The sequence below is a fragment of the Magnetospirillum molischianum DSM 120 genome (genome assembly GCF_000294655.1).
Classification (GTDB): Bacteria; Pseudomonadota; Alphaproteobacteria; order Rhodospirillales; family Magnetospirillaceae; genus Phaeospirillum; species Phaeospirillum molischianum.
The window spans coordinates 30428-54066 of sequence record NZ_CAHP01000028.1 but is presented as its reverse complement, the minus strand read 5'-3'; the positions used below and the strand labels follow the sequence as shown (position 1 = coordinate 54066).

Genomic DNA, 23639 nt, shown 5'->3' with positions numbered 1-23639 from the left:
CCTTGGTTGTAATATCTGGGCGAACTTTTCGGAGAGGACTATGCTTGAACATTTCCTGATTGCAATGGCCGCGCATGCCACAGTGGACATCTCGAAGGAAGCGCTTAAGTTCGCGTTCGACTATGTGGCGGCCCGTCGCCCCGATCTTGCTAAAGCCGCTGCGCAAGCGGAGGCCTCCGGCAACCTTCAAGATATCGAGAAGGTTTTCCGGGACGCCGTGGGCGTGATCGTCGCCGAGGCGTCCAACGGATCGATCAAGATCGATGCGGGAGTGCTGGAAGCTCTCAACGGGATCAAATTTGACCACCAGCACGGTGAAGTCCAAATCGCAGGAGCACGGATTTCCTCCAAGCTGCTTGTGACTGGCGGTGGCGCCGGTGCCTCTGGCAAAACGGTGATTGGAGGGAATACCTCGTTGCGCAGCCAGGGAACCTCTATTGAGGTTGGAGCCGGGTGTTCCATCGTCATGACCGGCGGCGCGACCATCAAGCAGACCTGAAACTCCGCCGCAGCTAGGCGCTTGGTTCGCTGGGGTGTAACCCAGCACTTGATATCGATGTTATGGCCACCGGAGGACCGACCGAACTCAGGAGAGGGGGCTTGGCATACCTGCCCGGCTCAAAGTCCAATTTCATCGATACGCGGCAGAAACCCGCCCTCCCGGACTCGGCCCAATGTCGCCATCTCCAGAATCAAAAAAGCCGCCGACCCCGTGAGGGATCGGCGGCAGACGTATTTGATATCGCTCAGAGCGCCCCGACGCTATCGGCCACCGTCGCCAGTTCGGCCAGGGCGGCGGCGAGCGCCTCGGGCGGGGGATCGTACCCGCCATTGACCGCGACCACCGCGCCGATCACCGCAGGCAGGGATTGCAGCGCTCCGCCCCCCGCCGCGATCAGCGCCACCTCAGGCTCGACATCCGAGCCGTGCGCGGCATCGAGCAGAGGGACGATCTGGCTGATCAGATTGGACACCGCCGCAATCGCCGCCGATTTGGCCTGATCGCCAACATCACCCCCGGCTGTCAGCACCTCGATCTGGGATCGTACACCGCTGGCCAGCGCCAGGGCACCGGCCCGGATATCGGCCCGTACCGCCTCCGATAGACCGGGGGTGGCTGCGGTCTTGGCCACCACCCGCTCGACCGCGATCACGGTCTTGATCTCGACATAGGCAGTCTGGGCCGCGCTCCACTCGGTGCCGCCGGTCTGTCCGGTCCCGGCGCAGGCCGACAGGCTACCCGCCGCAAGCACCGTCAGCACCAGGGCAACGGCTCCACCCCGCCCTGCCCTGGTGGCCGCATTGCGGGCGTGACCGACATTGATTGCCAGCCACGACAGCAGGCGGCGCGGCCAGATCCACAGCGACCCAGTCGCGGGCTGGGGGATCGCCGCATCGAGAGCCGACGCGACCGCGATCACTCCGGGCACGGCCAGCGCCGCGACCTGGGGCGAGACACCCAGCGCGGTCAGGATTGTCACCAAATCAATATCCATGGATCAAAGCCCCTCCATTGGGCACAAAAAAACCGCCTCCGGGATCGGGGCGGCGAGACAATCGGGGTGAGTCAGTCGGGAGAGCAGCGGCACCGGAGTGCAGGTAGACTCCCCGCAAGCAACCTCATATGCTTTGACTTACTCAACTAATGGATAGCACTCATGCAGAGCTTCTTTCACTGTGCCCCTATACCCCTTCGTGCGGGTAGCATCATCGAGCCCGGAAATTGGGGACGGATCGTTCGTCTGTATCAACCAAACTTTGGAAATTACGCAGTTGCCTTCAGGGAGAAGGTTCTTGAGGAAATTCGTCTGAAAGAATTTCCACACAAACCAAGTCGGCTTGAATGTTGCTACATGGTTCCGAGCTATGAAATTGCCAAAACATATCAAAACAGGGCTGACAGCAGAACATTGCTGATATATGAAGTTGAATTATTATACACTGACACACCTAATCACATCGGCGACTGGACGTATTGCTATCCAGTTGACGACAGCTACTATTTCGATGAGATGGAGGAATGCGCACGTCAATACTGGCGTGGGGAAGGAGTTGGGAATACGGAGATTTTGGTGAATTCGCCCATCCGCATCCTCCGGTGCGTGGATGCCTCGTCTCCACGATGCCCAGATCCTGCATACCCCCCCAAACCAGATGCGAGAAAGAAGTGATGTCGTCCATTTATTTGTGCCTCATGAATATTGGAATGGTGGAGCGAGCGGTGGGGATTTACCCCCGGCGAATCATGTCGGCGAGACGGATCGCGCGGTCACCGACCTGACCCGCCCATTTGCTGTTGAGCGCCTCGGCCGCAGCGCCGGGATAGTCCCCGATCGACAGGGCGTAGAGCATCCGCTTAAACCCCAGCAACCGGGGGACACCCATCATCGCCATATTGATTAAGGCCCGCTGACGAGCGTCGGACAGCTTGCGCCAAAACGGAATCGCGCGGTCCAGTTCGGCGGCGATCACAACGATATCATTGTCAAGAAGGACCATTGCCTCATCGGCAGTGATGCCCCGGTCCTCGATATTCCGGCCGACACCAATGGTCAGCTTCCCGGCCGTGCAGCGGTAGGGCTTGAGCTTGAGACCTTCGTCGCGGATCAGCTCGCGCCGCAGCGCCAGCACGTCATACGTCGTCATGCTTAGGTGTCTCCGGATGGGTCGTGGCGTGGCGGACATAGGCCACCAGCACCTCGATCAGATTGAGAGCGGCGGGCAGTCTGATAGGACGCCCGTCGCTATGGATGCGGCACCCGTCTTCGGGATGCCATGTGGCATAGGCGTCGATTCGTGGCGGCGGGACATCATCCATCATCCCGCCCCCGTCCCGGCTCCAGGCGCTGGCGGCACGGCGCTTGTGCGCGAGCGCCAGACCCGGACCACGACGATCTCCAGCCCGCGCGGGCCGAGCCAGCCCAGGACCACCCCGGCCCCCGCCGCTTGACCGGGCGACAGGGTGAGATAATCGACCAGCGCCCACGTCAACAGGGCCATCGCCCCGATGGTCGGCAGTTCGAGCAGTACTTCCCGCGACCATAGCCGCCGATGCCCCCGGCGGACTTGATCGGCATGCCACGCGAGCCGCCCGGCAAAGACACTGGCGATGATAAGACCGAGTGCAGCCCCGGCTGCACGCGCCCAATCGGGGATGAGAGACAGCGGCATCACGACACCAGCCGCAGCCGCAGGGCGGCGGCCTGGGAATCGAGTTCGGTCAGCCGCGCCACGTCATCGACGGCGGGAGCCGTCCCGGCGGCTTGGGCGGCCAGCACCGCCCGGAGCGGCCGCACCGTCGCCGCGTCGATGGCATCCAGCGCCGCCAAGAGCGGGGCATTGACCCGCGCCTTGCGCTCCGAGTCGGTCTCGGGCCGGGTGTCCCAGACCTGAACAATCCGACCGTCGATCACCGCCGGATGCCAGCCGGTGACGATCCGGGACGGATCGGTCGGGGCATCGACCGCCACCGCCAGGGCGCGCAACTCATCATCGGGGAGCGGGTGCAGTGCCCATGCTCCCGCCTCCCACACCGCCATCTGCCCCACCAGGATTTCGGGCGGGGCGCTCTCGACGCACCCGCCGGGAATCAGATACGCCCCCGGCTCCAGCGGGGACGGGTCAGCGGTGACGGCTCCAGCATATCGGCCCGCGCGATCGGTCTGATAGACAATCCGAGCGGGCGTAGGCTCGACAATGCGCCCCATATCACTATATGGCGTCATGATATTCCCATAGTATTTGATGCAGTAGAGGAGCGCGATATTACGCGGACGGCTCTCATTTCCGCCTGTATACTCGGTGTAATTGACCCTTAATCCAGTACCGACGATTGGCGATATTTGCTCGCTGCCCCGCCCACCGATGACCTGACCCACGAGATGGTTGTGATATCTCAACTCGTCAGCCTGCCACGACCCGATCACCCGTCCGCTATCCACGCCGCGCCCATCGTCCACGCCGCGCACAAACTCCCCACGAAGATCGGGCAAATTGAATGTTGTCGATCCATCGCCAGCGCCAAATGTCGCACCGATGGCCGCAAAAAGGTCGGCATAGGTGGTGCGGCTGACCGCCGCGCCGTTGCATTTGAGCCAGCCGTCCGGGGCGGCAGACCGGGCAAAGGCCGCGACCTCACCGATTGCCGCCGTCGCTCCACCGCTACCGCCAGCGAGGTCTGCATCGACCGTCAGGACGCTGGCCGATTTGGCGATCCCGACCCTGACCGATCCGGCAACCGGCGATGCCACCAGCGCCCCCGATGGGGACGTGTAATAAGTAGCGCCGGGCACCAGACCGCCGAGCAGACCGGGGCGGGTGTCACCGGAGAGGACAATCTCACTATTGGCGACATCGGCAATACCCACCACCGGAGCCGCCAGAGGGCCGGGAATAAGCACGGCATCGGCAATAAACAGACCACTAGCCCCATCTCCAGGGTAGTCAGCATTCGCCAACACGCCAGAGGCAGAATAAGCCGAGGTGAGGTGAAGAATAAACCGGGCTTGGTTACCCGCAATGGCGGTTGGACGACCTGTCAGAGTCAATACCCACCCGCCCCTTGGGTGAGGCACCATACTAACTTTAGCGCCAGACGCTAGACCGATTTCTTGCGCATAACACTCTCCAGTATTTAAATTAAATGCCCCGAATGCCCCGTTTTTAAATGTAGAATCGTCCAATACCAAAGTAACGGATGCCCTACCAGCCGGGGCAACCCAAATACTCGCCGTTAGTATTTGGGCGCTATCGCTGCTGATCTGCTGGAACAAGCTCCGAGGGCTTGTGGCATTATTCTCATATATTTTATAAGCGGCGGTCGCCCCGTAAGGCGAAACACTCGCATTCCGACCTACATATATATTATAGGCACTCCAACCAGGGCCATCGAAGTATTCTGGATTTAACAACAGGTTTTTTGGCACTTGAATATTACTTGCGGACCTCGCCCAAAGACCTGCCGACCCACCCCACCGCACCGGGCAGCCGGAAACAACATCCGGCGCAAAGGCGGCACCCTTGATCGTCACCGCGCTGGATGCCTGCTGCCCCGGATCGATATCGATAAACAGGGTGTCCGCCGACAGGGCGATACCCGCGTAGACGCCATCCGCTGCGGGGGCGGTCGAGAGTGTGCCGCTCGCCGACAGATAATAGCGGCTGCCCGGAGTCAGCCCCGCGAACAGTCCGGCCCGGCTGCGACCAAAGCAATAGACGGCACCCTGGCTGACATCCGCAAAGCCCACCGCCAAATCGGCGGCCGTGCCATCGGCCCGTGCCAGGGCAAACTGCCCACTGCCTGCGTCCCAACGCACCGGAGCGCCGTTGACAATACCGGGGGCGAAGGCGGCACGCTGGATCACGACCGCACTGGCCCCCGCCGCGATCATCCGCTGAATCGCCTGCGCCACCTGAGTCAGGTCGGCGGCATTAGGACTCAGCCCCGCCGCCGCGATCAGGTAATGCAGTTCGCGCTGTGGCCACTCGATCGCGGCGGCGGGAACCGGCGAGCCGTCGCGCCCCAGCTCCGGCGACTCGTCAACATAGGGCGCGCCCTCGGCCTCACCCACTGGCGGCGCGTATTTACCCATGATCACACTCCCTTATATGCAAAGATCAAAACGACATGGGCGGGAGCAACACGCCGCAAGCGGCACTCCAGATCTTCGGCCCGCGTGAATTTTCCCAGCCGCTCACCGCACCGGCTCACACCCGCCCTGAAATCGGTGAGGCGCGGCCCTAAAACCGTGATTCGCAGGTAATGGCGATTGCGGTGAGGCCCGCCCAGGACATCGCCGCAGCGGGATTTGCCGCAGATAAATGGCCTAAACTCTTTGATGGCCACGGCATATCCGAGGCGGATGGCAATCGCCTGCAAATACGCGACCGACGCCCCGCCCCGAGCGGTGATGGCATCGACCACCGCCGCCCGGCGCTCCTGCACCGTGGTGGCGATCCCGGCCGAGCAGGCATCGGGCAGACCGGCCTGCCTCTCCCAGGCAGACAGCATCTCGCGCGTCGAGCGCGGATCGGCCTCATCGAGCAGCGAGACCAGCCGGGTGTGAGCCCTGGCGCACTCCGCCGCCAGCCCCCGCAGAATCGGATCGTCCACCGGCCAAGCCGGGCCGGGCGGGCGCAGCGCCAGCAATTGACGGTAATAATCCGTGGCATCGGCGGCGATCAGGTCAGCCACGTCACCCTCCCCAGGCTCGACATCTGCCCGGCGGGCAAGATCACGTCAGCCGCCGGGGCCGCCAGTTCGTGCCAGACCTCCCCGGCGGCAGTGCTGATCGCCTCATCCAGCCGCGAGCGGCGGATATGATTAGCTGGTGCGGCCTCGCGCCGCAAAAAGTCGGACAGCTCGGCATTGATCGCGGCCCGAATCTCGGGCGTATCCGGGCTGATCCTGATGTGCGGATTAATCGGCACGCTGATCGAGGCGAAGACCGTCACGTCGGCGGTAGCGGGCTTACGCCCCGGAGCATCGATATAGGCCTGGACGCGGGCGACGTCGGCAGCGGTCGGGATAATGTCGTCCCGACCATCCATCACAAAGGTGACATCGACCGTCCCCGCCCCACGTAACCGGGGATAGCACCAGGCACGGGTGACGCCCGGCACCTCCTTGGCCCAGGTCTCGTAATCGGCCGGACACCCCCCATGGGGCGGAGTCTGGACCCGGTCGCGCAACCGGCTGCGCCACGCCTCGACCGCCTCGACCTCCGTGCCGCCGCTGATCTCGCCCGAGACCGCCTTTGCCTGGACCCCAGGCAGCGGGCGGACCAGACTCAAGCTGGCCCCGGCGGGCGCGTTGCCCGCGATCCCCGCGGTGACCGCCTCGATATCGACGGTGACAGAGGGGCCAGTCGCAGTCGCCGAGCTGGTGGTAACGTAATCGACCCCGCCGCGCTGGAGCACGACACCACGGCCGACCTGTGCGCCGATTGCGCATTGCAAGGTGACTGACCCGGTGGCGCGGGATGCCCCCTTACGCGGCACCCCCCACCATGCGGCATGACGGGCTAATGCCGTCTCATTGGCGCTGTCGGGCAAGATCTGATCGCCGATAGCGAGGGCAAAACTGTAAAGCGAGTGCAGGGCATAGCCCGCGACTCGCGCCGTCACAACCGCATCGGCGCGGCGCAACACCTCATCCTCGCCCATCCGGGCCAGCATGTCGGCCAAGGTGCGGTCGAGCAGATCGCCCAGCGTCGGGCGGGTCAATCCGAGATCAGCCATGATCAGTCCCCCAGGCAGACGCAAATGACAGGGCGAGCTGGCTGCCGTCTTTGCGGATAATCACGACATCGAGGACCAGGGTGGACAGGCCGGAGCGCGAGGCATCGACATCGAGCCGGGCCGCCACATCGTCGTCCACCATCCACGCCAGCGCCTCGATTGCATAATCGCGGGCACGGCGGATCACCGACGGGATCAGCGGCTCGCGGGCGAGCTGCCACAGCCGCGACCCCCACTGGTCCGACCCCGCCGCATAGGTATCGGCCCACCACCCCATTCGGGTTGCCCCATCGGGTAGCACATCGTCTGGGGCCGCCCGCCGCCAAGAAAACAGCGACGACACCACCGCACGGATCAGCCGATCCTCGATTGCCACGATCAGCGGGGTCTCGATCCCGTCGATCAGGATCGACAAATCCTGGGCATAGACCAGCATCAGGGTATCTCCGGCGGCGTGATCGGGTGGGGCGTCCCCGCCGCCGCCCCAATCGTCCAGCTATTGACGCGATCGGGCAGCCACTCCTCCCCGTGCCCATTGGTCGAGTGGACAAATCGCTCGGTCACGGCGACTCGCAGCACCTTGCCTTCGATCCGCACCTCGCCGCCCGGCAGCAGCAGGATGCGGGCGATCCCATCGGCCGGGCAGTAGACACAGGCAGCGCCCTCGGGCAGATCGCCGGGCCGGGTCCGGCGGTCGGCGACCACCACCGCGATCCCGTGCGAGCGGTCACCGCCGGGAAACAGCACCAGCGGCTCGGCCCCGGCCAGTGGGTGCGAGGTAAAGCCCGCAGGCTCGAAATGCTCGACATCCCCCTTGATCTCGCCCGCCGTCAGGCTGGCCTGGATCGCCTGCATCTTGCCGCCGCCGATGGCGGTCAGTTCGCCCCGTGCCACCACCGCCCGGATACGGGCGAGCAGGCGCGATTCGAGGGCGGCGAGCGCCCGATCGAGCATCGACATCGGATGATCCTAAAATTTGACGATTGTCGGCTTGGACGCGGACGACGCTTGATGGCTCGGAGCCGCGAACGTCACCATCTCCGCCCCCTTGGCCTGACCGGACAGCCCCGCCTCCGGCACCTGGGGAGCCAACTCCCACGCCGCCTTGGGGGCAACCAGCAGCGTTGCCCGCGTGCCGTCAGCCTCGGTCAGGCTGTAAATCACCTCGCCGATCAGCAGATCCAGATCAAAGCCGATGATCGGGTCTTTGACCCGGACCATTTGCCCCGGCTGCCACAAGCGCCCGTCGGCGGCGCGCCAGCCCTGGACGGTGTAGCTGGTCTCGTAGGATTTGGCGGCGCGGTGTGCCGCCTCCCATAACGCCGTCTGGCGGCAGGATTGGGTATCGCCATTGCCGTCGGCGGACAGCACCATGACCCGGTTGCGGCCCACCGCCTTGTCGGTTGCCGACCCTTCCAGCCCCGCCACCGCCGCGCCAAAGGACAGGTCTGACCCCGCCGACTGACCCCGAACGATGTAATGTTTAAAGCGGTCGGTCCAGTCGAGATCGGCCGAGCCGGTCAGGATATTGTCGCCAACCACCAGCGCCCCCCCGGCGCGGGCCGATCCTGCCCGGCACAGCACCAGCCGCCCTTGAGCATCGTCGGTCGCCAGCAATTGTCGCAGGGTCAGCAGACGATCAATGCTGCCCATCACCGTCTCACCGGGCTGGATCTGGTGATCGGACACCACCGCCCCGGTATCGACCGCCGTCACCACCGAGACGCCATAGACCTTGGCGAGATCGGCGGCGATCTGCTCGACCCGGCGATTGGTCCACTGCCCCGGACTGGAGAGCGCGGCGCAATCGACCAGATCGGCGGTTTTGGACCGCCCCCGCACCGATAACGTGATCTCTTTATCGTCGTACTCGATCGGGGTGGCATCGACAAAGCCGGTCAGCACCAGATCGTCGCCGATCCACAGGCGGCACAGATCGCCCGCCTTGACTCGCCGGGACACCAGCGCCACCCCCTCACCCGGCCAGCGGTCGGTGACGCCGAGGCTGAAATCCCGCGCCGCCCGGTCCAGCCCGGCCGAAATCCCGACCGACAGCCAGCCGCCAAACAGCTCACCGCCGACCTCCAATCTAACGGTATCGGAGGGAGCGGGCATGGCAGCAGACCTTTATCGAGAGCGCAACGTCAGGGGGACGGGCGGTATAAACAGCGGGTGAGCAACACCATTACGAGCGAGGATATCGCCCTCACGATCGGCATCGTCATAGCGGTCATAGGCCAGCACCGCCGCCGGGATCGGCTCGGGCGGGGTGACGGTCACCAGCCCCGACGAATCATTTGTCCGGGTCGAGATATCCCGCACCCCAGCAATCCGCAGATCGGTCAAAGCGGCAAAGACCGCCGGATCATCGGTCGCGGCCTGAGCGGCATCGACCCGATTGGCCCAAGCCACCCGCACCTCCCGCGCATCGCCCCGCGATGACCAGTCGGTTTCGGCAATCACCCGCCCGGTCTGGGCCAAAGCCCCCCGCTGAATCAGATCGTTGATGGCCGTCCGATTGGTCGATTGACGCCGACGAGACGCCGTTACCACCGGCACATCAAGCGGCGATGTCACCCGCCCCGCCAGGATACCGAGACCGCCCAGGCTGCCCCCGGTACGGCCCCCCTGGCCGTCACCAAAGCCGCCAAAGAGCCTAAACAGCGCCAGAATACCGCTCGCCAACGACAATGGCGTCGAGATCAAACCGGACAGATTGCCCCGCACCGCCGACAGCGCGTCCACCCCTCCAGACAAGAGCGATCCGCCCACCGCACCGGCAATATCGTCAAGCCCGAGTCCCAGGTCCGACAGCGCCCCCGCCGCCACGAAATCGGGGACCGAGGCAACCGAGAAGCGCGAGGCGAAATCGTCGGCGCTGGCGCTATCGAGCATATCAGCCGCCCCCAGCGTGGCCTGACGGGTCGAGACCGTCGCCGTCGGAGACGACAGCCCATCGTCACGGACGACGGCAAAGCTGATACGGTACAGCCCGCGCTGCTGATGGTCCGAGGAGCACGAAACCTCGCCCTCGACCGCAACTTGCATCGTCGGCCAGCCGGGCAACACCAAATCGGCGGAACCGCCCGCCTCCAACGCGGCGAGCAGCTTATCCCGCGCCGCCTGGGTCTCGGCCCAGAGCTTGCCACCGATCAGCGCGGTAACCGCCAACCGGCGCGGGGCCATCCCCATATCCTCGACGGTGACCTTGTCCCGCTGGGGATAGACATGGACGACGGCGCGCCGCCCACCCTTGGCCTCCTCGGTCTCGACCCTAAACGGTACGCCGCGAAAGCTGCCCATCGACAGATCGGACATTATCTCACTCCGGTCGCTACGGTCCGGTATCCGACATCGGGATTGAGCGACAGACCGGGATGATTGGTCGGCCCGGCATCGACCCGTAGACCGGGCGGAGCATCCGCAAATCGGACGTCGATCCGGCCCATCACCTCGACCTTGACCAGAGTCGCCGCCAAAGCGGGCGACGGAGCCGAGGCCGGGGTGGCGGGACCACCCGATGCGGCAGGGACCGGCGGCGGAGCCACATTACTGTTGGCCGCCACCGCCCCAGATACCGCCTGAGACACATTACCCTTTGTCGCCCCGGACACCGCCTGAGAGACATTATCGTTTGCCGCGCCCACCACCGCCTTGGACACAGCACCGGCAGACACCGCCGATACTGTCTGAGACACCGTCTCCGGCACTTTGATCGACGGGATGGAAATCCCCATAAGATCAAGGATCGGGGCAAACAGGGTTTTCAGCGCCCCCAACACGCTTTTGCCCAAATCGATCAGACCGACAATCGCACCCGCGATATCGCCCGAGATCAGCGAGGTGACAAACGACACCCCCGCCTGCCAGATCGCCTTAATCTGCTCCCACAGCGAGGAGGCCCAGGACACCACCTTGTCCCAATTTTGATAGAGCAGATAGGCCGACCCCGCCAGCGCGCCGATTGCGGCAATGACGATCCCGATCGGGCCGGTGGCGATCAGCAGACCAACCCCCATCCGCACCCCGGCAGCAACGACTTTTGCCGCCGTCGCCGCCATCACCAGCGCCACTCGACCCAGCGCGGCGACGATTTGCGCCGCCGCCACCATCACTCCGGTATTGAGCAGGACAAACAGGCCGATCACCGCGTTTTTCCAGCCGCCAACCGCCTCAACGATGCGCGACAGTTCGGCCCAGCTCCGTTTCGCCCCATCGGCCAGACCGCGCCAATCGATCGCGACCAGATTGTCTTTAAGGCCTTTCAGTGCCCCGACCAAGGCACCGCTGATCTCGGTCGCAACCGCTTTGAGGGTGCCGTCCGCCTCCCACTGATTGATCAGATCGCCCAGCGCCTTCAATTCGCCTTTGATCGCGTCAAAAAACCCGGCATCGCCGATCGCGACCATAAAGCGAGAGACGGTGTCTTGCAGGTTTGACCACATGCCATCCCATGTCTTGGATAGCTTATCCATCGCACCCTGATACTTACGATTCCAAATACCAGTAACGACAGCCTGCAACTGCGCTTTATTATTTTTATTGGCCGATGCCGTCATTTGCTTGCCGTTCTCGACCCATGAATAGGTGATCTTGTTTCCTTCTGTGTTAGCGACGATCCCGAATTCCTTAAGTCGCTCATTTTCGCCGGTCATCGCGTCGGCCAGGGCCTCGACCGCATCGTTAAGTTGTTTACCCAACGCGGCGGCGGCATCACCCGCCGAGCGTAGCGCGCCCTTTTGCGGGTCGATCCCATAGGCCTTGAGCTTGACAAAACTGTCGGTGACCTCAGCCAATTGGTAGGGCGTTTTGGCGGCAAAATCGGATACCCAAGCCATCCCGGCCTTGGCTTTTGCAGCAGACCCCTCGACCGTTTCGAGGATTGCCGAGAATTTTTCGAACTGGGCGCTGGTCTCGACGATCTTTCCGACTCCAAATCCGCTCCCAGCCAGCCCCAAAGCGCCAGCCGCCGCACTCAACGGCCCCAAGGCCTGGGCGACCGAGCCGCCCAGGCCAGCGGTAGCCCGGCCGACATCCCCCCAGGCCTTGATGTGCTGGCCAATCACCTTGTTGATCTTGGACAGCGGACCCGTGACGCGGTCAACCGCGCTAATCACCGCCCGCAGCGCCGCGCTCGTCGCCATGACCTCTATCTCCCCTGCTGTGCCCGCCGGATTTCCTCGCCGATCCGGGCCGCATTGGCCTCATAGATCGCGATTTGATCCAGCGGCAGATCCATCACCACGTCGGCCCCCCAGAAATGGGCGACGTCGAACAGCCGCTCGATCAGCCCGGAGCCTTCGCTTCCGTCTGATCCGACTGCCCGAAAAAACCGACGATCACCCCGAGGGCCTCATTGAAATCCTCCGGTGCGATCTGATCGACCGACGACGGCGGGATACCGCCCAGCCGGGCGATATATTTCGCGATTGCCCCGGCCTGGGGCACCGCCGCCCCCTCGCCCAATTGCAGCGGATAGCCGCAGGCGACGATATCCTTGCCCTTGGGACGGCGCAGCGTCACCGACTCGATCTCGCTTCCATGGGCGGTAATCGGGGCGCTCAAACGGATGGTCACGCTATCGTCGCTCATGATGTCCACTTCCCTGATTTACCGGCGAACAACAGTTTCATGGTCCCCGCGCCGCCGGAAACCTCCTGCTTACCCGACAGATGGGCCTCGGACAGCACCGCGACCTTGCCCGACTTCAATTCGGCGGTGATCGACATCGACAGATTCTTCTTGATCGTTGCCATAGGGAAGTCTTTGGGGACAAAGGCTTCGCACTCAATCGTCGGGATATTGTCTTTCTCGGTAAAATAACCGGGCGCGACGTCTTCGCGCTCGGTTTCGTCGATATTGACGGTCACATCGTCGCTCGACAGTTCAAGCTGGGTCCCATCCACCGAGATATAGACGGTACCGCCAATCGGCTTACCCATGATTGGGGTCTCCTTTAGGTGTATTGCAGCCGGAACTGCGCCAGGACCGCAAAAATCCTGAGCTGATTGACCAAATCGGGCGGATAGAGCACGTCCAGCCGATTGGGATTGGTCGCATTGCGCTCGACGATCAGATTGGCCGCGAATGCCTCGGGGTTTTCGGCGATCCCGTCTCGCTCCAACTCATCGTAGGAGGCGACCAGCTCGCCCCGGACGATATTGGGCGTCACCACGCCGGGACCGATTCGCTTGCCGTCATTGGCGAGCGCATGGCGGCCGTATTTCTGGGTCACCCGCCCCCGCAAAAACTGGAGAATGTAGGACAACTGGACCAAGGTGTTGACGTCGAGATAGGACGGATCATTGACCCCCCAATCGTTGACGCGATAGGTGGTCACCGCCCGCTCGACCCGCAGCACCCCGCCCGCGACATAGGTGGTGGCAACGCCGTGCATCAGCAGCGATTGCCGCTCGCCCATCGTGCGGCGCGATCCCGCCGGAGCCGGATCGATCCCGACCAGCGCCAGAGTCTGAGTCGGACGATGCGGGGCCACCCCCAGCGCCGCCGCATTTTGCGCGCCATAGGCGGCAGCGACCTCCCACACCGGCTGCGGCACCAGCGGCTCGATATCGGCGACCGTGACATGCGGGTCATTGCGGCTATCGCCCCAGGCCACTTGCTGCCCCAGGGTACCGCGCCGCGCCGACCAGACATGGCCGTAGAGCTGGCGGGCATAGGACCACCGCCCCGAAATATCCCCCATCTCGGTACGGATCGCGTCGAGATTGGCGCTGTCGGTATAGGGCTGGATGATATGGGCGTAGGCCTCGTCCCCCATCGCGGCAATCGCCCCGGTCAGGGCCGGATCGCCGCTACCGCCGCTCATCGCGGCAATCGTCAGCGACAGACCGGACGGATAGGCCTCGCCCCCCAGCACACCCCGGCGATTGGGGATCAAGGTGACATCGTTGCCGAGCGTCCCCTTGTGCCGCGCCGTCAGGCTGACGATTGCCGCCGCCGCCGTTGCCGTCACCGGCAGATCGGTTGCGGCATTGATCGCGGCGGCCAGCGCGGTTGCGACCTGCGCCACACTGTCGGCGGTCGCCACCGCGATCTGCACCTTTTGCCCGGCGACATACAGGGTCAGCGTCCCGGCGGCACTGGCCGGGCCGACCACAGTGACCGTCCCGGTCGCGGCGACACCGGCAGCGGCATCGGACAGCGGGATGCACCAGATTTCGCCGACCGGATCCTGAGCCCGCGCCACCGCATGCATCCGCGCCAGCATCGAGCCACGCCCGAATTGCGCAATCGCCTCATCGGTGCGGCTGACCAGGATCGGGGTGTCGGCCAATGCCGACCCCGCCGCCAGCTTCTGGCCGATCAGCAGGACTTTATTGTCCTGCTCGAAATAGCTGGCCTGGGAATTATCGATTTCGGCATAAAACAGCGGGACGCGTAGATTGGACGGGATGCGGTTAAAGGGGACGGACATCACTTGGTCTCCTTAACCGAGGCGGATTTGGCCGCCTGCACATCTGGATCGGCTGCGATCACGTCATTATCGCCAAGGCGGCGCAGCCAATATTGAGTGTCGGGCACAATCGCGCCCTGGGGCGGCAGCAAGCCGCCCCGCTCGGGGTCCGGCACCGACCGGCCCGCCTGGGGTTTGACGTACATCGTGATGCTCCTCTAGGTCAGGTCGATATCGGCCCGCCCCTCGATCCGCCCATCCGGGCCGGGGCTTTGGCGGGCTGGGTCGGCGGGGTCGATCGCGTCAAGCGCGAGGTCGATCCCGGTCAAGGCGGGCAGCGCCGCCAGGTCACGAGCATGACGGGTATCGGCCAGGGCGATCTCGGTCGTGGCCACGAAATCCAGGCGATAATAAAGGCGAGCGCGATCGACATATTCGATCCCGCCGCCGCGATACTCGATCGGGTCGTAATCGGGGTCCGGCTCCCACCCCAGCAACGCCGCCCACACCTCGGCCCGCAGCGTATGCACCGCATCTGCTGCGACCGGGTCGTACTCGCCCGCCCGATTGTCGATCACCAGCACCACCGAAAATCCGTCGATCACTGTCTGGCGATAGCCGCCCGCCGAGCGGTTGGCCCCGTCTGCGTCGTCCTGCCACGGCAGGACATAGGCGGCGGGCACCGGCAGATGCTGCGCCTCCGGGATCGGCTTAAAATCCTTGGCGACCAGCACCCGGCGGGCAAAGGTCGGAGCCCAGGCCCGCAACGCCGCGACGATCAGGCTTAATTTCATAACGGCCTCGGGATCAGGGCGTCGGACAAGGCATCCTCGAGCAGACGACGGATCGCACTCCGGTGCCGATCAAGGGCGGTATCGACAAAGGGACGCGGCTGCATCGCCCCTGTCCCCGCCGCCAGGAATCGGGCGTAAAACGCCTTGCTCAGATTGGGACCGACAAAGGCGGCAAAGCCGCTGGGGGCCATCCTGGTATCAAGCGAGCGTTGCAGCGCCCCCGACACCTTGGCCGGAGGCGACCCCGCCGCCGAGGCCCGGTGCAGCATGTCGCCCCAGACCCGATAAGAGCGCCCCGTCCCGGCCCGCACATTAACCATGCGGCGAGCCTCGCGCTGGACCAACCGCGCCCCGATCCGGATCGCACGCCGCACCTTGCGCCGGTCAAAATCGATCCGGCCAAATCCGGCCAGACCGACATTGACCTCAATCGATCCGCTCATAATGCATCCCTCACTTGCTCGGCCTCGATCACGGTCCAGACGCCCAGCCCGTCCAGATCGGTCGGGCGGCGGACGGCATAGCGACGGCCCCGCCCGTCCTCTAGGACATGGGACGTGGTCAGGCCTGCGAAATGACGGATCGTGATCCGATGGGTGATCGTCGCCGCGATCTGGACCGAGCCGACATAGACCCCACTGCCGACCGGCTCGATCTTGGCCCGGCGCTGGGCAATCTCGGTGTAGCCCTCGACCACCCCGGCATCGCCATCCGGCAGATCGGCCCGGAGCAGGATGCGCAGCGGGTGGCGCAACTCTCCAGTCGTCGGCGGTCTCATGCCACGCTCCACACCCGATAGGGACCGAGCAGCGCCTCGACCGCAAACGGCAAGACATTGACGATATTGCCGATACTGACTGGCTCCCGCACCGCGTACCACTGCGCCACCAACAGCAGGATGGCGTGGCGGATTGCCTCGGGCACCGCGTCGGCGGTCGCGCCGTAGCCCGCCCGATACTCGATGCTGACTGCATCGAGCTGGCGGCGGGTGGCAGGCCAGGATTGACCGGGAGACGGGGCCAGGATCGCCGGTTCGCGGCGGCTGACCTGATAGGCCAGCGGCGGGGTTACCACCTGCTCGGCCCCGTCGGGATCGATCCAGGCCACCCGCTCGACCGCGATCAGCGGCGGGCGGGGCAGCACCACCGGCCCCGACGGCCAGTGATCCAGCACCAGTCGCAAGGTCCGCTCGATCAGCGCCCGCTCGGTAAAGCCCTCGACCAGATCGACGGCGGCACGGACATAACCGGAGATCAAGCCGTCGTCCGCGTCCTCACCCTCCATCAACTGGAGGTGGGATTTCACCACCTCCAGCGGGACCGCCAGGGCGACGGGACCAGTCACGAGGATCAAGCTCATCAGTTAATCCTCACTCTCTGGGCGGGGCTATCCGCCGATCTGAGTCGGGCTGGACAGGACATAGCTGACACCAACCTTGGCGGTGTCGGTATTGGCCGCCGACAAGTCGGGCGTATATTTGACCCGGACAAAGCGCTCGGCCTCGAGCAGATTGCAGCCGAGCTTGCCCGCGCCGGTCACCGTGCCGCCGCCGGTCGGGCCGGTCAGCGTCAGGATCACCTTGTCGGTGCCAATCTCGGTATAGACCCCGCCGTCGGCCGAGTGCTCCCAGATCGCCGAGACGGTCAAGGTCGCCCCGGCGGCCAAGGTCGCGGTCGCCGCGATCACCGCGATCGCCGTCCCGAACCGGGTGGTGTCAAACTGGTCGCGCAGATCGAGCGCGGCGGCGGTCTTTTCGACATTGTCGGTTCCCGCCCCCGCCGTCAGGCTGTATTCGGCGACGGCAAAAGCGGGGACGATCAGGGCCGCGTCATCGCGGCCCAGTCCAAAATGAGACATGGCATCTCTCCCGTGTGAGGATAGGACGGCCGGGGCTTACTGGCCCCACTTGACCCCGGACAACATCGCGAAAGCGGCGGCATGGCGAAGCGCGAAATCGTGGCTCATCACCAGCTTGACCCCCAGCATGTCCTGCGCCCACAGATTCACGAGACTGCCCGACTGGTCCTTAAATGAGGCGGTGTCCGAGGTCTCGAGCCGCATCGACACCGTCTCGCCGATCATCGCGAAGGCGTGCGCGCCGAAGAAGACATCGCCGCCCGTCCCCGCCGGACCGGCGATCAGGGTGGTGGTCTCGACTGGATAGCCCATCAGGGTCGGGTTCGGCCCCTCCAAAGTCGGGAACGCCTTGAGGTCGCCCTGATAGAGGTCTTCAAGGTACATCTTCACCAGCGGACTCATCAGCCACGCCGGGCTGTTCTGGTCGAGCGGGATATCTGCCTCGGCCAGCGCCTTCAGCACCTTGCGCAGATCGGCCCGGACCTCTTGATTGGTGGGAGCCACCTTGTCGGCAGCGGCGATCTTGTGCGGTTTCGGGATCGCGAACTTATAGCCCTGCACCTGCTTTCCCGTCCCGGTGCCGTAGAGGAATTTGCGATCCTCAAACACCGCCGCCGCTTTAACCAACTCGGTCGAGCAATAGGCCTCGACCCCGAAAGAGGTGTTGCGCAGCAGCTTTTTCGAAATCGGCAGGATCGCGCCGAAATCCTTTTCGGACATCGTGATGGTCCCGAAGGTCGTGCCGGTCGTGTCGGGCTGCTCGTTTTCGCCGATGTAATCGACCGAGCAGACCGACAGCCCCCGCAGATAGATCGCATTGCCGGGCACGACGGTCGCGCGCTTGCGCACCACCGTCCGGGGCGTAAACCGATCGATGATCCCCGGTGCCAGGGTCGGCGGGATCAAAAAGCCACCCCCGGCATTGTCCGACGCCGTCTGCGCCGCCGAGATCGACTCGGTGACAGGTGCCCGTTCGCCATACAATTCGGCGGCGACCCTGGCCGCGCTGGTCGCCACGCCGTTGCGCATCGCCAATTGCGCCTGGGCATAGGAGCGGATAAACGCACCGACCTCGAAATTCTGATCGCGCGGCGCGGAGGCGGTCGCGGGAACCGTGGTGGCGGCGGCAGGGATCGGGGCCGATGCGGTCGCGGTCGCGGCGCGGCGGCGCTCCAGATCCTCCAACGTCGCGATCTGCGCCGCCAAGCCGTCGTCTTCGGCCCGCGCCACGTCAAGCGCCGCCCGTTCCTCGGCGGTCAGATCGCGATTGGCGGCGGTGGCGGTCGCGACAATGCCGTCCATCCGATCCAACACGGCGGCCCGCGCCGCCTTGAGTTTGGTGATCTTGTCCATATCAGCTCCTTGCGCGGCGACGCCGCAGATCGAGGTCGTAATCCGCCAGCACCCTGGCCAGCGGCCCAGCCATGACGGGAGGGACCGACGCCACCGGCTCCGGCGGATCGGCGAGAGTTTCCGGCGGCGGCAAATCCTCCGCCGTCGGACGAATCGAGGCGGCGGACGGCTTGCCCCGACCCAGGCGAGCCAGGGTGTTGTCCAAACTGTCGATCCGGTCGGCCATCCCGGCCTTGACCGCCGCCCGGCCCACCAGCACCCCGCCCCGGCCAAAATCGGACAGCACGGCCGAGGCTGTCGTCTTGCGACCCTTGGCGACATCGGCGACAAATTCGCGCTCGATCACGTCGAGCACCGTCGCCCTGACCTCCGCCTGCGCCTCCTCGGTCGATAGGTCGGGACGCTTGGACGGCGCGCCGCTCGAGGTGATCTCGATCGACCGCCGCCCCGACTGGTCCGGGGCCTCCTGCACCGAGGTGGACAGCGCAACGCCGATCGAGCCGACCAGCGCGGTTGGGGCCACCACGATCTCGGACGCCTGCGAGGCGATCCAGTATGCCGCCGAGCACCCTTGCCCCGAGACATAGGCGGTCACCGGCTTGGGCGACGACGCCACCAGGGCGGCAAAGGCCGCGACATCGGTGGTGACGCCGCCCGGACTGTCGATCACCAGCAAAATCCGCTCGACCCCGGTCGATGCCTGGGCCGCGCGCAGATCGGCGGCGGCGACGTCAAGCGAGCAGCCGCCCGAAATCTCGCTCATCAGCGTGGCGCGAGGCAGGATCGGCCCCAGGATCGGGATCGCCGCCACCCCCGCCCGCCACGTCGCGGTGCGGGTGCCCTCCAACCGCTGGCCCATATTGGCAATCGCCCCCAGCGCTCCGGCATAGCGGTCGGCGTGGCCGTCGGCGAGGCGGGCCGCGACCGCCGGGGCGTCGAGCGCCCGAAGCGCAATTGCCTCGATCGTCGGCAACCACTCGGGCAGGATCGCCCATGGCATCGAGCGGATTGCCCGCAAGACAGCGGTCGGCATCAGGGTGTCTCCTGTGGCTGGCCTGCGACCGCCATATTGGACGGGCGCAGATAATCGGTCCCGGCAGCACCGGAAATCGGGTTGAGGTTTTCCCGCGCCCGAATCTCGTTGGCATTGAGAGCCCCGGTCTCGCGGGCGGCGCGATAAGCCTCCCACCGCGCCTTGACGTCGCCGCGCAGCAGCGCGTCCGGCAAAAACTCGTAAAAGCAGCCAGGGGCAGCAAAAGCCTTGGTCGCCGCCTCCGCCACCCGCACGTAATGCGGCATCATGTGGTAGAGGACAAATTCCAGAGATTGATGCTCGATATTGCCGAAGGTTGCCTTCGACAATTCGAACAGCAAATGCGGCGGGACGCCAAAGCAACGGGCGACATCGAGAACGCTAAACGTCCGCGTTTCGATTAATTGGTTCTTTTCATTGTCGAATACGAGGAATTTCGGCTCTAATTCCTGGTCAAGAACCGTCACGCCATTCGAATTATTGCCGCCGTTCGCCTCGATCCAGTCCGCCTTGATCTGGCGCTTAACCGGCGCATCGATCTTGAGCTTGCTGGTCAGGGTCACCCCCGGCCGGGCATTGTTGGCAAAAAACCGATTGGCGAAATCCTGCGCCGCCAGTCCGCCGCCCAGCGCATCCCGCATGTAATGGAGCGGGCTGAGGCCCACCAGACCGGTGCGGCTAAAGCCCTGGACGTGCCAGATCGACCGAGCCGGGAATCGCTCGCGGGTGTGGTCGGGCAAGGTCGCGTCGTAAAACTGCTCGTAGCCGCGCTCGCGAGTAAAGGCCTTGACCGGCTGGACATATCCAGTTTCCAGCCGGGTCAGCGCCACCGGGTCCTGCCGATAATCGCGGCTGATCCAGGCGTAATGATTGCCCGCCAACAACACGTCGGCGAGCAGCATCTCCTTATAGCCATAGGGAGTCTGTACCAGATTGGGATCGTCGTGCAGCAGCCGGTATTGCGCCGTATCGTCGGCTCTGGCTTTCCCCCCGCCGTCCCTGCGGTAATAGACCAGGGGCGTCATCGCAAACACGCCGCACAGGATGCGCAACGCCTGCATCACCGCCGGCAGAGTCAGGATGGTCTGATCCGTCACCCGCTGGCCCGAGCTGCTGGTGCCGCCGATCATCGTCACCAGCCACTGATTCGGCGCATCGACCGGGCTGGTCTGAGTCGAATCGGCGGCGGCCGGAACGGACGTGGCGCTGGACGGAGTCGGGGCGGACGCCGCCGCAACAGCATCCGTGCCCCGTCCGAACCAGCGCATTTTCACATTCCCGTATATTCGTAGGTTTCGGGCTCGTCCTCGTCCGGCGGCGCGATGGCACGGCCCAGGGCCATGATCGCCGCAACGATGCCGTCGATCCGCTTGATCGATTTGCGCCGGTCGGGTTTGACCGGCTTGATATTGTCGGCGGTGTCGGCCTGGATGCGGGTGCACCCCGCCATCCACCGCGCTACCGGGTTGCCGCCGTGGTTAAACAGGCGGCCGGTAATCAGCCGCTCAAGCTCTTTGGTCGGGGCCGACATCGAGGCAAAACCCTGCCCAAACGGCACCACGACCACCCCGTCGGTCGTCAATTGGGTGGTGATCTGGGTCGCGTTCCAGCGGTCGATTGCCAACTCGACCAGATCGACGATTTCGATTAGCGCCGGGCTGGGGGCCTGATCGTGCTCAACCGCTCCCGTGATCGTGGCGCGGACAACGTCATAATCGACGATGTTGCCTTCGGTTGCGGTCACCCAGCCCGCGTCGATCCAGCGATCAAACGGGACGCGGTCGCGCTTGCACCGCTCCTCCAGCCCGTCCGCCGGTATCCAAAAATGCCACCAAGCGTCATAGCCGCCCGGCACCGTCAGCGATTCGGCCACCAGGGACAGGGCGGTAATGTCCGTCGTCGATGACAGATCGAGACCACCCCAGCACCGCCGCCCGCGCAATGACTCGAGCGTCACCAGTTGGACCGGCGTTTCGGCCCATGCCTCCATCGGCAGGCCGCCCGTCGCCTGGTCATTCCAGATATTCAGGTGGTAGCGCTTAAAATCGCCTATTTTCCTGGTGTTTCCTTGGGCCTTGGCAACTTCGGAGGCCAGATAGTCCGGCTTGACCGATATCCCGTAATTGGGATTTGCCTTAGCCCAGGTCGCGGGTGACGTCCAATCATCGGACGGGTCGGCGGCGAAAATCCGCGCCAGGAAGGTCGGGTCGATGATCGCCCCGGCCAATACCTGCTCGGCGTATTCGTGCAGCTCCCAGCCATAGCCGACGCCGGGGCTCCCGGCGGTGGTGATCAAAATTTCCAGCGGCTGGCGGCGCGCCGCCGTGCCCTTGTGCACCACATCGTGCAGGGCACCGTCGGGCCATTCGTGCAGCTCGTCGGCAATCGCAAAATTTGGCGAAAAACCGTGCTTGCTCCCGGCCGACCGCGACAGCGGCTGAAAAGACGAGATCAATTCGGGGCAGTAAATCGAGGTGGTGTAGACCTCCAGCACCTTGGACAACGCCGGAGATAACGCCGCCATCACCCCAGCTTTTTTAAAAACGATCCCGGCCTGTTCCTTGTTGACGGCCATCGAATAGCCCTGGCCGCCAAATTCGCTATCGGCGACCAGGACGAGCAGGCTAAGGCCCGCAGCAAACTCGGTTTTACCGTTCTTGCGCGGCACCTCCAGATAGACCTGACGGATCAGCCGGGTCTTATCCCCCCGCTTCCATCCGAAAATCTGGCGGACCAACTCGGTCTGCCAGGGCGTCAGTACAAACGGACGGTTGTACCACTCGGCCTCGGTATGGCGCAGGTAGGTCGTAAAGAACGCGACCGCCGCGTCCGCCGCCTTGTGGTCAAACCACGCCCCAAACTGCTCGCCGCCCAAGGGCATCGGCGGCGCGGGGCGAACCTCAGTTGAGGAGGTGACTGCCGAGCAGCCCGATTGGGGACGGCGCGGGCTGCGGCGCTTGCTCGCTGCTGCTGGCTCCATCCTGACCCCGATCAAACAATCCGCCCGGCGGCGGCGGCGGAGTGATCCCCGCCATCCGCTGCAAAATCTGCTGACGTGACGCCGGGTTCAGCCCAAACCGATCCTCCAGCGCTTCAAGCCGATTCTCGATCCGCTCCCGCACCGCGAATTTCGGATTGATCCGCTGCATGGTGCCGTGAGCCGACACCGTCTCGTAGGTCTCGCCCAGCTCGGCGATCGAGGTGGTCAGATCCCACCATTGCGCGGTGTAGACGCAGTATCGGGCAAACGCGGCCCGATCCGTCTCGCGCAAAAACTTCATTCGCGCCAATTCGGGGGCCAGGGCATCCCAGATTTTCCGAGCCCCAGGCGACAATTCCGGCGGAGCGCCGGTGTGCAGATCCGCCGACACGTCGGCGACGGCGGCGGTTTTGCGCCGCCCCGGATTGCCTTTGGCCTCTTTCACCGCCGCCGGATCAGCCTTGCGACCACGAGCCATGTCATTGATCCAAAAAAAGTTTTCGGAATTTCGCGCACACAAAAAATGAGGGGGGACCTCGGTCTGGGATCAGGAAGGGTGGAGAGATTTGCCCCCCCTCCCCCTCCCGGCCCGTCATCGGCAACCCCTGGTGCAGTGACCAGCCCCAGAGCGGCGAGGGTTGCCGAAGCCTCCGTCTTCGCGAGCCGTCTTCGATCGGTGACAGTCCTCGTGCATCGCTTGGTGATTCTTGGGGTCCCAGAACAGCGTTTGGTCGCCCCGATGCGGCTTGACGTGATCGACCACCGAGGCGGCACGGACCCGCAGCCGCCCGGCCTGACAGTCGGGGCACTCGCACAGCGGATGCTCGCGGAGGTATGCGGCGCGGTACTTTTGCCAGCGGGCGTCATAGCCCCGACTGGCGGCGGTGCCGCGATCCCGGTCGATCTGGCGCTTTCGCTCCGCCGCAACTGCCGCGCAATGCGGGCAGGGCTGACCGGCTGGCACCC

Annotated in this window: 29 protein-coding genes; 2 read left to right on the top strand and 27 right to left on the bottom strand. The window is 64.6% G+C overall.

All coding sequences use genetic code 11. The annotated features are described in order from the left end of the window. Positions 1–40: 40 nt before the first annotated feature. A complete protein-coding gene (locus tag PHAMO_RS12510; protein WP_002729847.1) occupies positions 41–499 on the top strand; it encodes a hypothetical protein in 459 nt (152 codons plus the stop codon). Between the two features lie 247 nt (positions 500–746). Here the strand turns inward: PHAMO_RS12510 and PHAMO_RS12505 are convergent, their stop codons facing one another. Beyond that, positions 747–1496, bottom strand: a complete 750-nt coding sequence (locus PHAMO_RS12505) for a hypothetical protein (protein WP_002729843.1) — start codon at positions 1494–1496, stop codon at positions 747–749. A 162-nt stretch (positions 1497–1658) separates the two neighbouring features. Here PHAMO_RS12505 and PHAMO_RS20410 point away from each other — a divergent pair, with 162 nt between their 5' ends. Continuing rightward, positions 1659–2171: a DUF2441 domain-containing protein gene (locus tag PHAMO_RS20410; RefSeq protein ID WP_002729842.1), complete on the top strand. Its 513-nt coding sequence runs from the start codon at positions 1659–1661 to the stop codon at positions 2169–2171. Between the two features lie 58 nt (positions 2172–2229). Here PHAMO_RS20410 and PHAMO_RS12500 read toward each other — a convergent pair whose 3' ends face one another. The 26 genes from PHAMO_RS12500 to PHAMO_RS19045 all read right to left on the bottom strand — a co-directional run bounded on the left by PHAMO_RS12500 (position 2230) and on the right by PHAMO_RS19045 (position 23637). Beyond that, positions 2230–2646, bottom strand: a complete 417-nt coding sequence (locus PHAMO_RS12500; protein WP_002729841.1) for a glycoside hydrolase family protein — start codon at positions 2644–2646, stop codon at positions 2230–2232. After that, positions 2633–2821 (bottom strand): hypothetical protein, encoded by a 189-nt coding sequence (locus tag PHAMO_RS12495; protein WP_002729840.1) that lies wholly within the window; start codon positions 2819–2821, stop codon positions 2633–2635. Before PHAMO_RS12495 ends, PHAMO_RS12500 begins: the two co-directional genes overlap by 14 nt. After that, positions 2818–3171: a phage holin family protein gene (locus PHAMO_RS18575; protein ID WP_002729839.1), complete on the bottom strand. Its 354-nt coding sequence runs from the start codon at positions 3169–3171 to the stop codon at positions 2818–2820. The genes PHAMO_RS12495 and PHAMO_RS18575 overlap by 4 nt, the downstream gene beginning before the upstream one ends. Then, complete coding sequence (locus tag PHAMO_RS20070) at positions 3171–5591, bottom strand: phage tail protein (RefSeq protein ID WP_002729838.1); 2421 nt, start codon at positions 5589–5591, stop codon at positions 3171–3173. Before PHAMO_RS20070 ends, PHAMO_RS18575 begins: the two co-directional genes overlap by 1 nt. 2 nt (positions 5592–5593) lie before the next feature. Further along, positions 5594–6193: a YmfQ family protein gene (locus PHAMO_RS12480; RefSeq protein ID WP_002729837.1), complete on the bottom strand. Its 600-nt coding sequence runs from the start codon at positions 6191–6193 to the stop codon at positions 5594–5596. Beyond that, the gene (locus PHAMO_RS12475) at positions 6181–7239 is read right to left on the bottom strand and encodes a baseplate J/gp47 family protein (protein ID WP_002729836.1); all 1059 of its coding nucleotides are present in this window, start codon (positions 7237–7239) and stop codon (positions 6181–6183) included. The genes PHAMO_RS12480 and PHAMO_RS12475 overlap by 13 nt, the downstream gene beginning before the upstream one ends. Continuing rightward, a complete protein-coding gene (locus PHAMO_RS12470) occupies positions 7232–7675 on the bottom strand; it encodes a phage GP46 family protein (RefSeq protein WP_002729835.1) in 444 nt (147 codons plus the stop codon). Before PHAMO_RS12470 ends, PHAMO_RS12475 begins: the two co-directional genes overlap by 8 nt. Continuing rightward, complete coding sequence (locus PHAMO_RS18570) at positions 7675–8199, bottom strand: phage baseplate assembly protein (RefSeq protein WP_002729834.1); 525 nt, start codon at positions 8197–8199, stop codon at positions 7675–7677. The genes PHAMO_RS12470 and PHAMO_RS18570 overlap by 1 nt, the downstream gene beginning before the upstream one ends. 9 nt (positions 8200–8208) lie before the next feature. Further along, positions 8209–9354 (bottom strand): phage baseplate assembly protein, encoded by a 1146-nt coding sequence (locus tag PHAMO_RS12460; protein ID WP_002729833.1) that lies wholly within the window; start codon positions 9352–9354, stop codon positions 8209–8211. A 12-nt stretch (positions 9355–9366) separates the two neighbouring features. Continuing rightward, complete coding sequence (locus PHAMO_RS12455) at positions 9367–10557, bottom strand: DNA circularization protein (protein WP_002729832.1); 1191 nt, start codon at positions 10555–10557, stop codon at positions 9367–9369. Continuing rightward, the gene (locus tag PHAMO_RS12450) at positions 10557–12383 is read right to left on the bottom strand and encodes a tape measure protein (protein ID WP_002729831.1); all 1827 of its coding nucleotides are present in this window, start codon (positions 12381–12383) and stop codon (positions 10557–10559) included. Before PHAMO_RS12450 ends, PHAMO_RS12455 begins: the two co-directional genes overlap by 1 nt. 142 nt (positions 12384–12525) lie before the next feature. After that, the gene (locus PHAMO_RS12445; protein WP_002729829.1) at positions 12526–12831 is read right to left on the bottom strand and encodes a phage tail assembly protein; all 306 of its coding nucleotides are present in this window, start codon (positions 12829–12831) and stop codon (positions 12526–12528) included. Beyond that, entirely contained in the window at positions 12828–13181 is a 354-nt protein-coding gene (locus PHAMO_RS12440; protein ID WP_002729828.1) for a phage tail tube protein, read from the bottom strand. Before PHAMO_RS12440 ends, PHAMO_RS12445 begins: the two co-directional genes overlap by 4 nt. 14 nt (positions 13182–13195) lie before the next feature. Then, on the bottom strand, positions 13196–14677 hold the full coding sequence (locus PHAMO_RS12435) for a phage tail sheath subtilisin-like domain-containing protein (protein WP_002729827.1): 1482 nt from the start codon (positions 14675–14677) through the stop codon (positions 13196–13198). Further along, positions 14677–14862, bottom strand: coding sequence for a DUF2635 domain-containing protein (locus PHAMO_RS12430; protein ID WP_002729826.1), 186 nt, complete (start codon positions 14860–14862; stop codon positions 14677–14679). The genes PHAMO_RS12435 and PHAMO_RS12430 overlap by 1 nt, the downstream gene beginning before the upstream one ends. 12 nt (positions 14863–14874) lie before the next feature. Next, positions 14875–15450, bottom strand: coding sequence for a phage tail terminator protein (locus PHAMO_RS12425; protein ID WP_002729825.1), 576 nt, complete (start codon positions 15448–15450; stop codon positions 14875–14877). After that, complete coding sequence (locus PHAMO_RS12420) at positions 15447–15893, bottom strand: HK97-gp10 family putative phage morphogenesis protein (RefSeq protein ID WP_002729824.1); 447 nt, start codon at positions 15891–15893, stop codon at positions 15447–15449. Before PHAMO_RS12420 ends, PHAMO_RS12425 begins: the two co-directional genes overlap by 4 nt. Further along, a complete protein-coding gene (locus tag PHAMO_RS12415; RefSeq protein WP_002729823.1) occupies positions 15890–16228 on the bottom strand; it encodes a head-tail adaptor protein in 339 nt (112 codons plus the stop codon). The genes PHAMO_RS12420 and PHAMO_RS12415 overlap by 4 nt, the downstream gene beginning before the upstream one ends. Further along, entirely contained in the window at positions 16225–16809 is a 585-nt protein-coding gene (locus PHAMO_RS12410; RefSeq protein WP_002729822.1) for a head-tail connector protein, read from the bottom strand. The genes PHAMO_RS12415 and PHAMO_RS12410 overlap by 4 nt, the downstream gene beginning before the upstream one ends. A gap of 27 nt (positions 16810–16836) precedes the next feature. After that, positions 16837–17307 (bottom strand): hypothetical protein, encoded by a 471-nt coding sequence (locus tag PHAMO_RS12405; RefSeq protein WP_002729821.1) that lies wholly within the window; start codon positions 17305–17307, stop codon positions 16837–16839. 36 nt (positions 17308–17343) lie between these two features. Then, positions 17344–18660: a phage major capsid protein gene (locus tag PHAMO_RS12400; protein ID WP_002729820.1), complete on the bottom strand. Its 1317-nt coding sequence runs from the start codon at positions 18658–18660 to the stop codon at positions 17344–17346. Position 18661: 1 nt separating this feature from the next. Beyond that, on the bottom strand, positions 18662–19693 hold the full coding sequence (locus PHAMO_RS12395) for a S49 family peptidase (protein WP_002729814.1): 1032 nt from the start codon (positions 19691–19693) through the stop codon (positions 18662–18664). Then, positions 19693–20961 carry a phage portal protein gene (locus PHAMO_RS12390; protein ID WP_002729813.1) on the bottom strand — a complete coding sequence of 423 codons (1269 nt, stop codon included), beginning with the start codon at positions 20959–20961 and terminating at the stop codon, positions 19693–19695. Before PHAMO_RS12390 ends, PHAMO_RS12395 begins: the two co-directional genes overlap by 1 nt. 2 nt (positions 20962–20963) lie before the next feature. Next, positions 20964–22673, bottom strand: coding sequence for a terminase large subunit (locus tag PHAMO_RS12385; protein ID WP_081504516.1), 1710 nt, complete (start codon positions 22671–22673; stop codon positions 20964–20966). After that, positions 22594–23151, bottom strand: coding sequence for a phage terminase small subunit P27 family (locus tag PHAMO_RS18565; RefSeq protein ID WP_002729809.1), 558 nt, complete (start codon positions 23149–23151; stop codon positions 22594–22596). Before PHAMO_RS18565 ends, PHAMO_RS12385 begins: the two co-directional genes overlap by 80 nt. A 114-nt stretch (positions 23152–23265) precedes the next feature. Next, the gene (locus PHAMO_RS19045; RefSeq protein ID WP_002729808.1) at positions 23266–23637 is read right to left on the bottom strand and encodes an HNH endonuclease; all 372 of its coding nucleotides are present in this window, start codon (positions 23635–23637) and stop codon (positions 23266–23268) included. Positions 23638–23639: the final 2 nt, after the last annotated feature.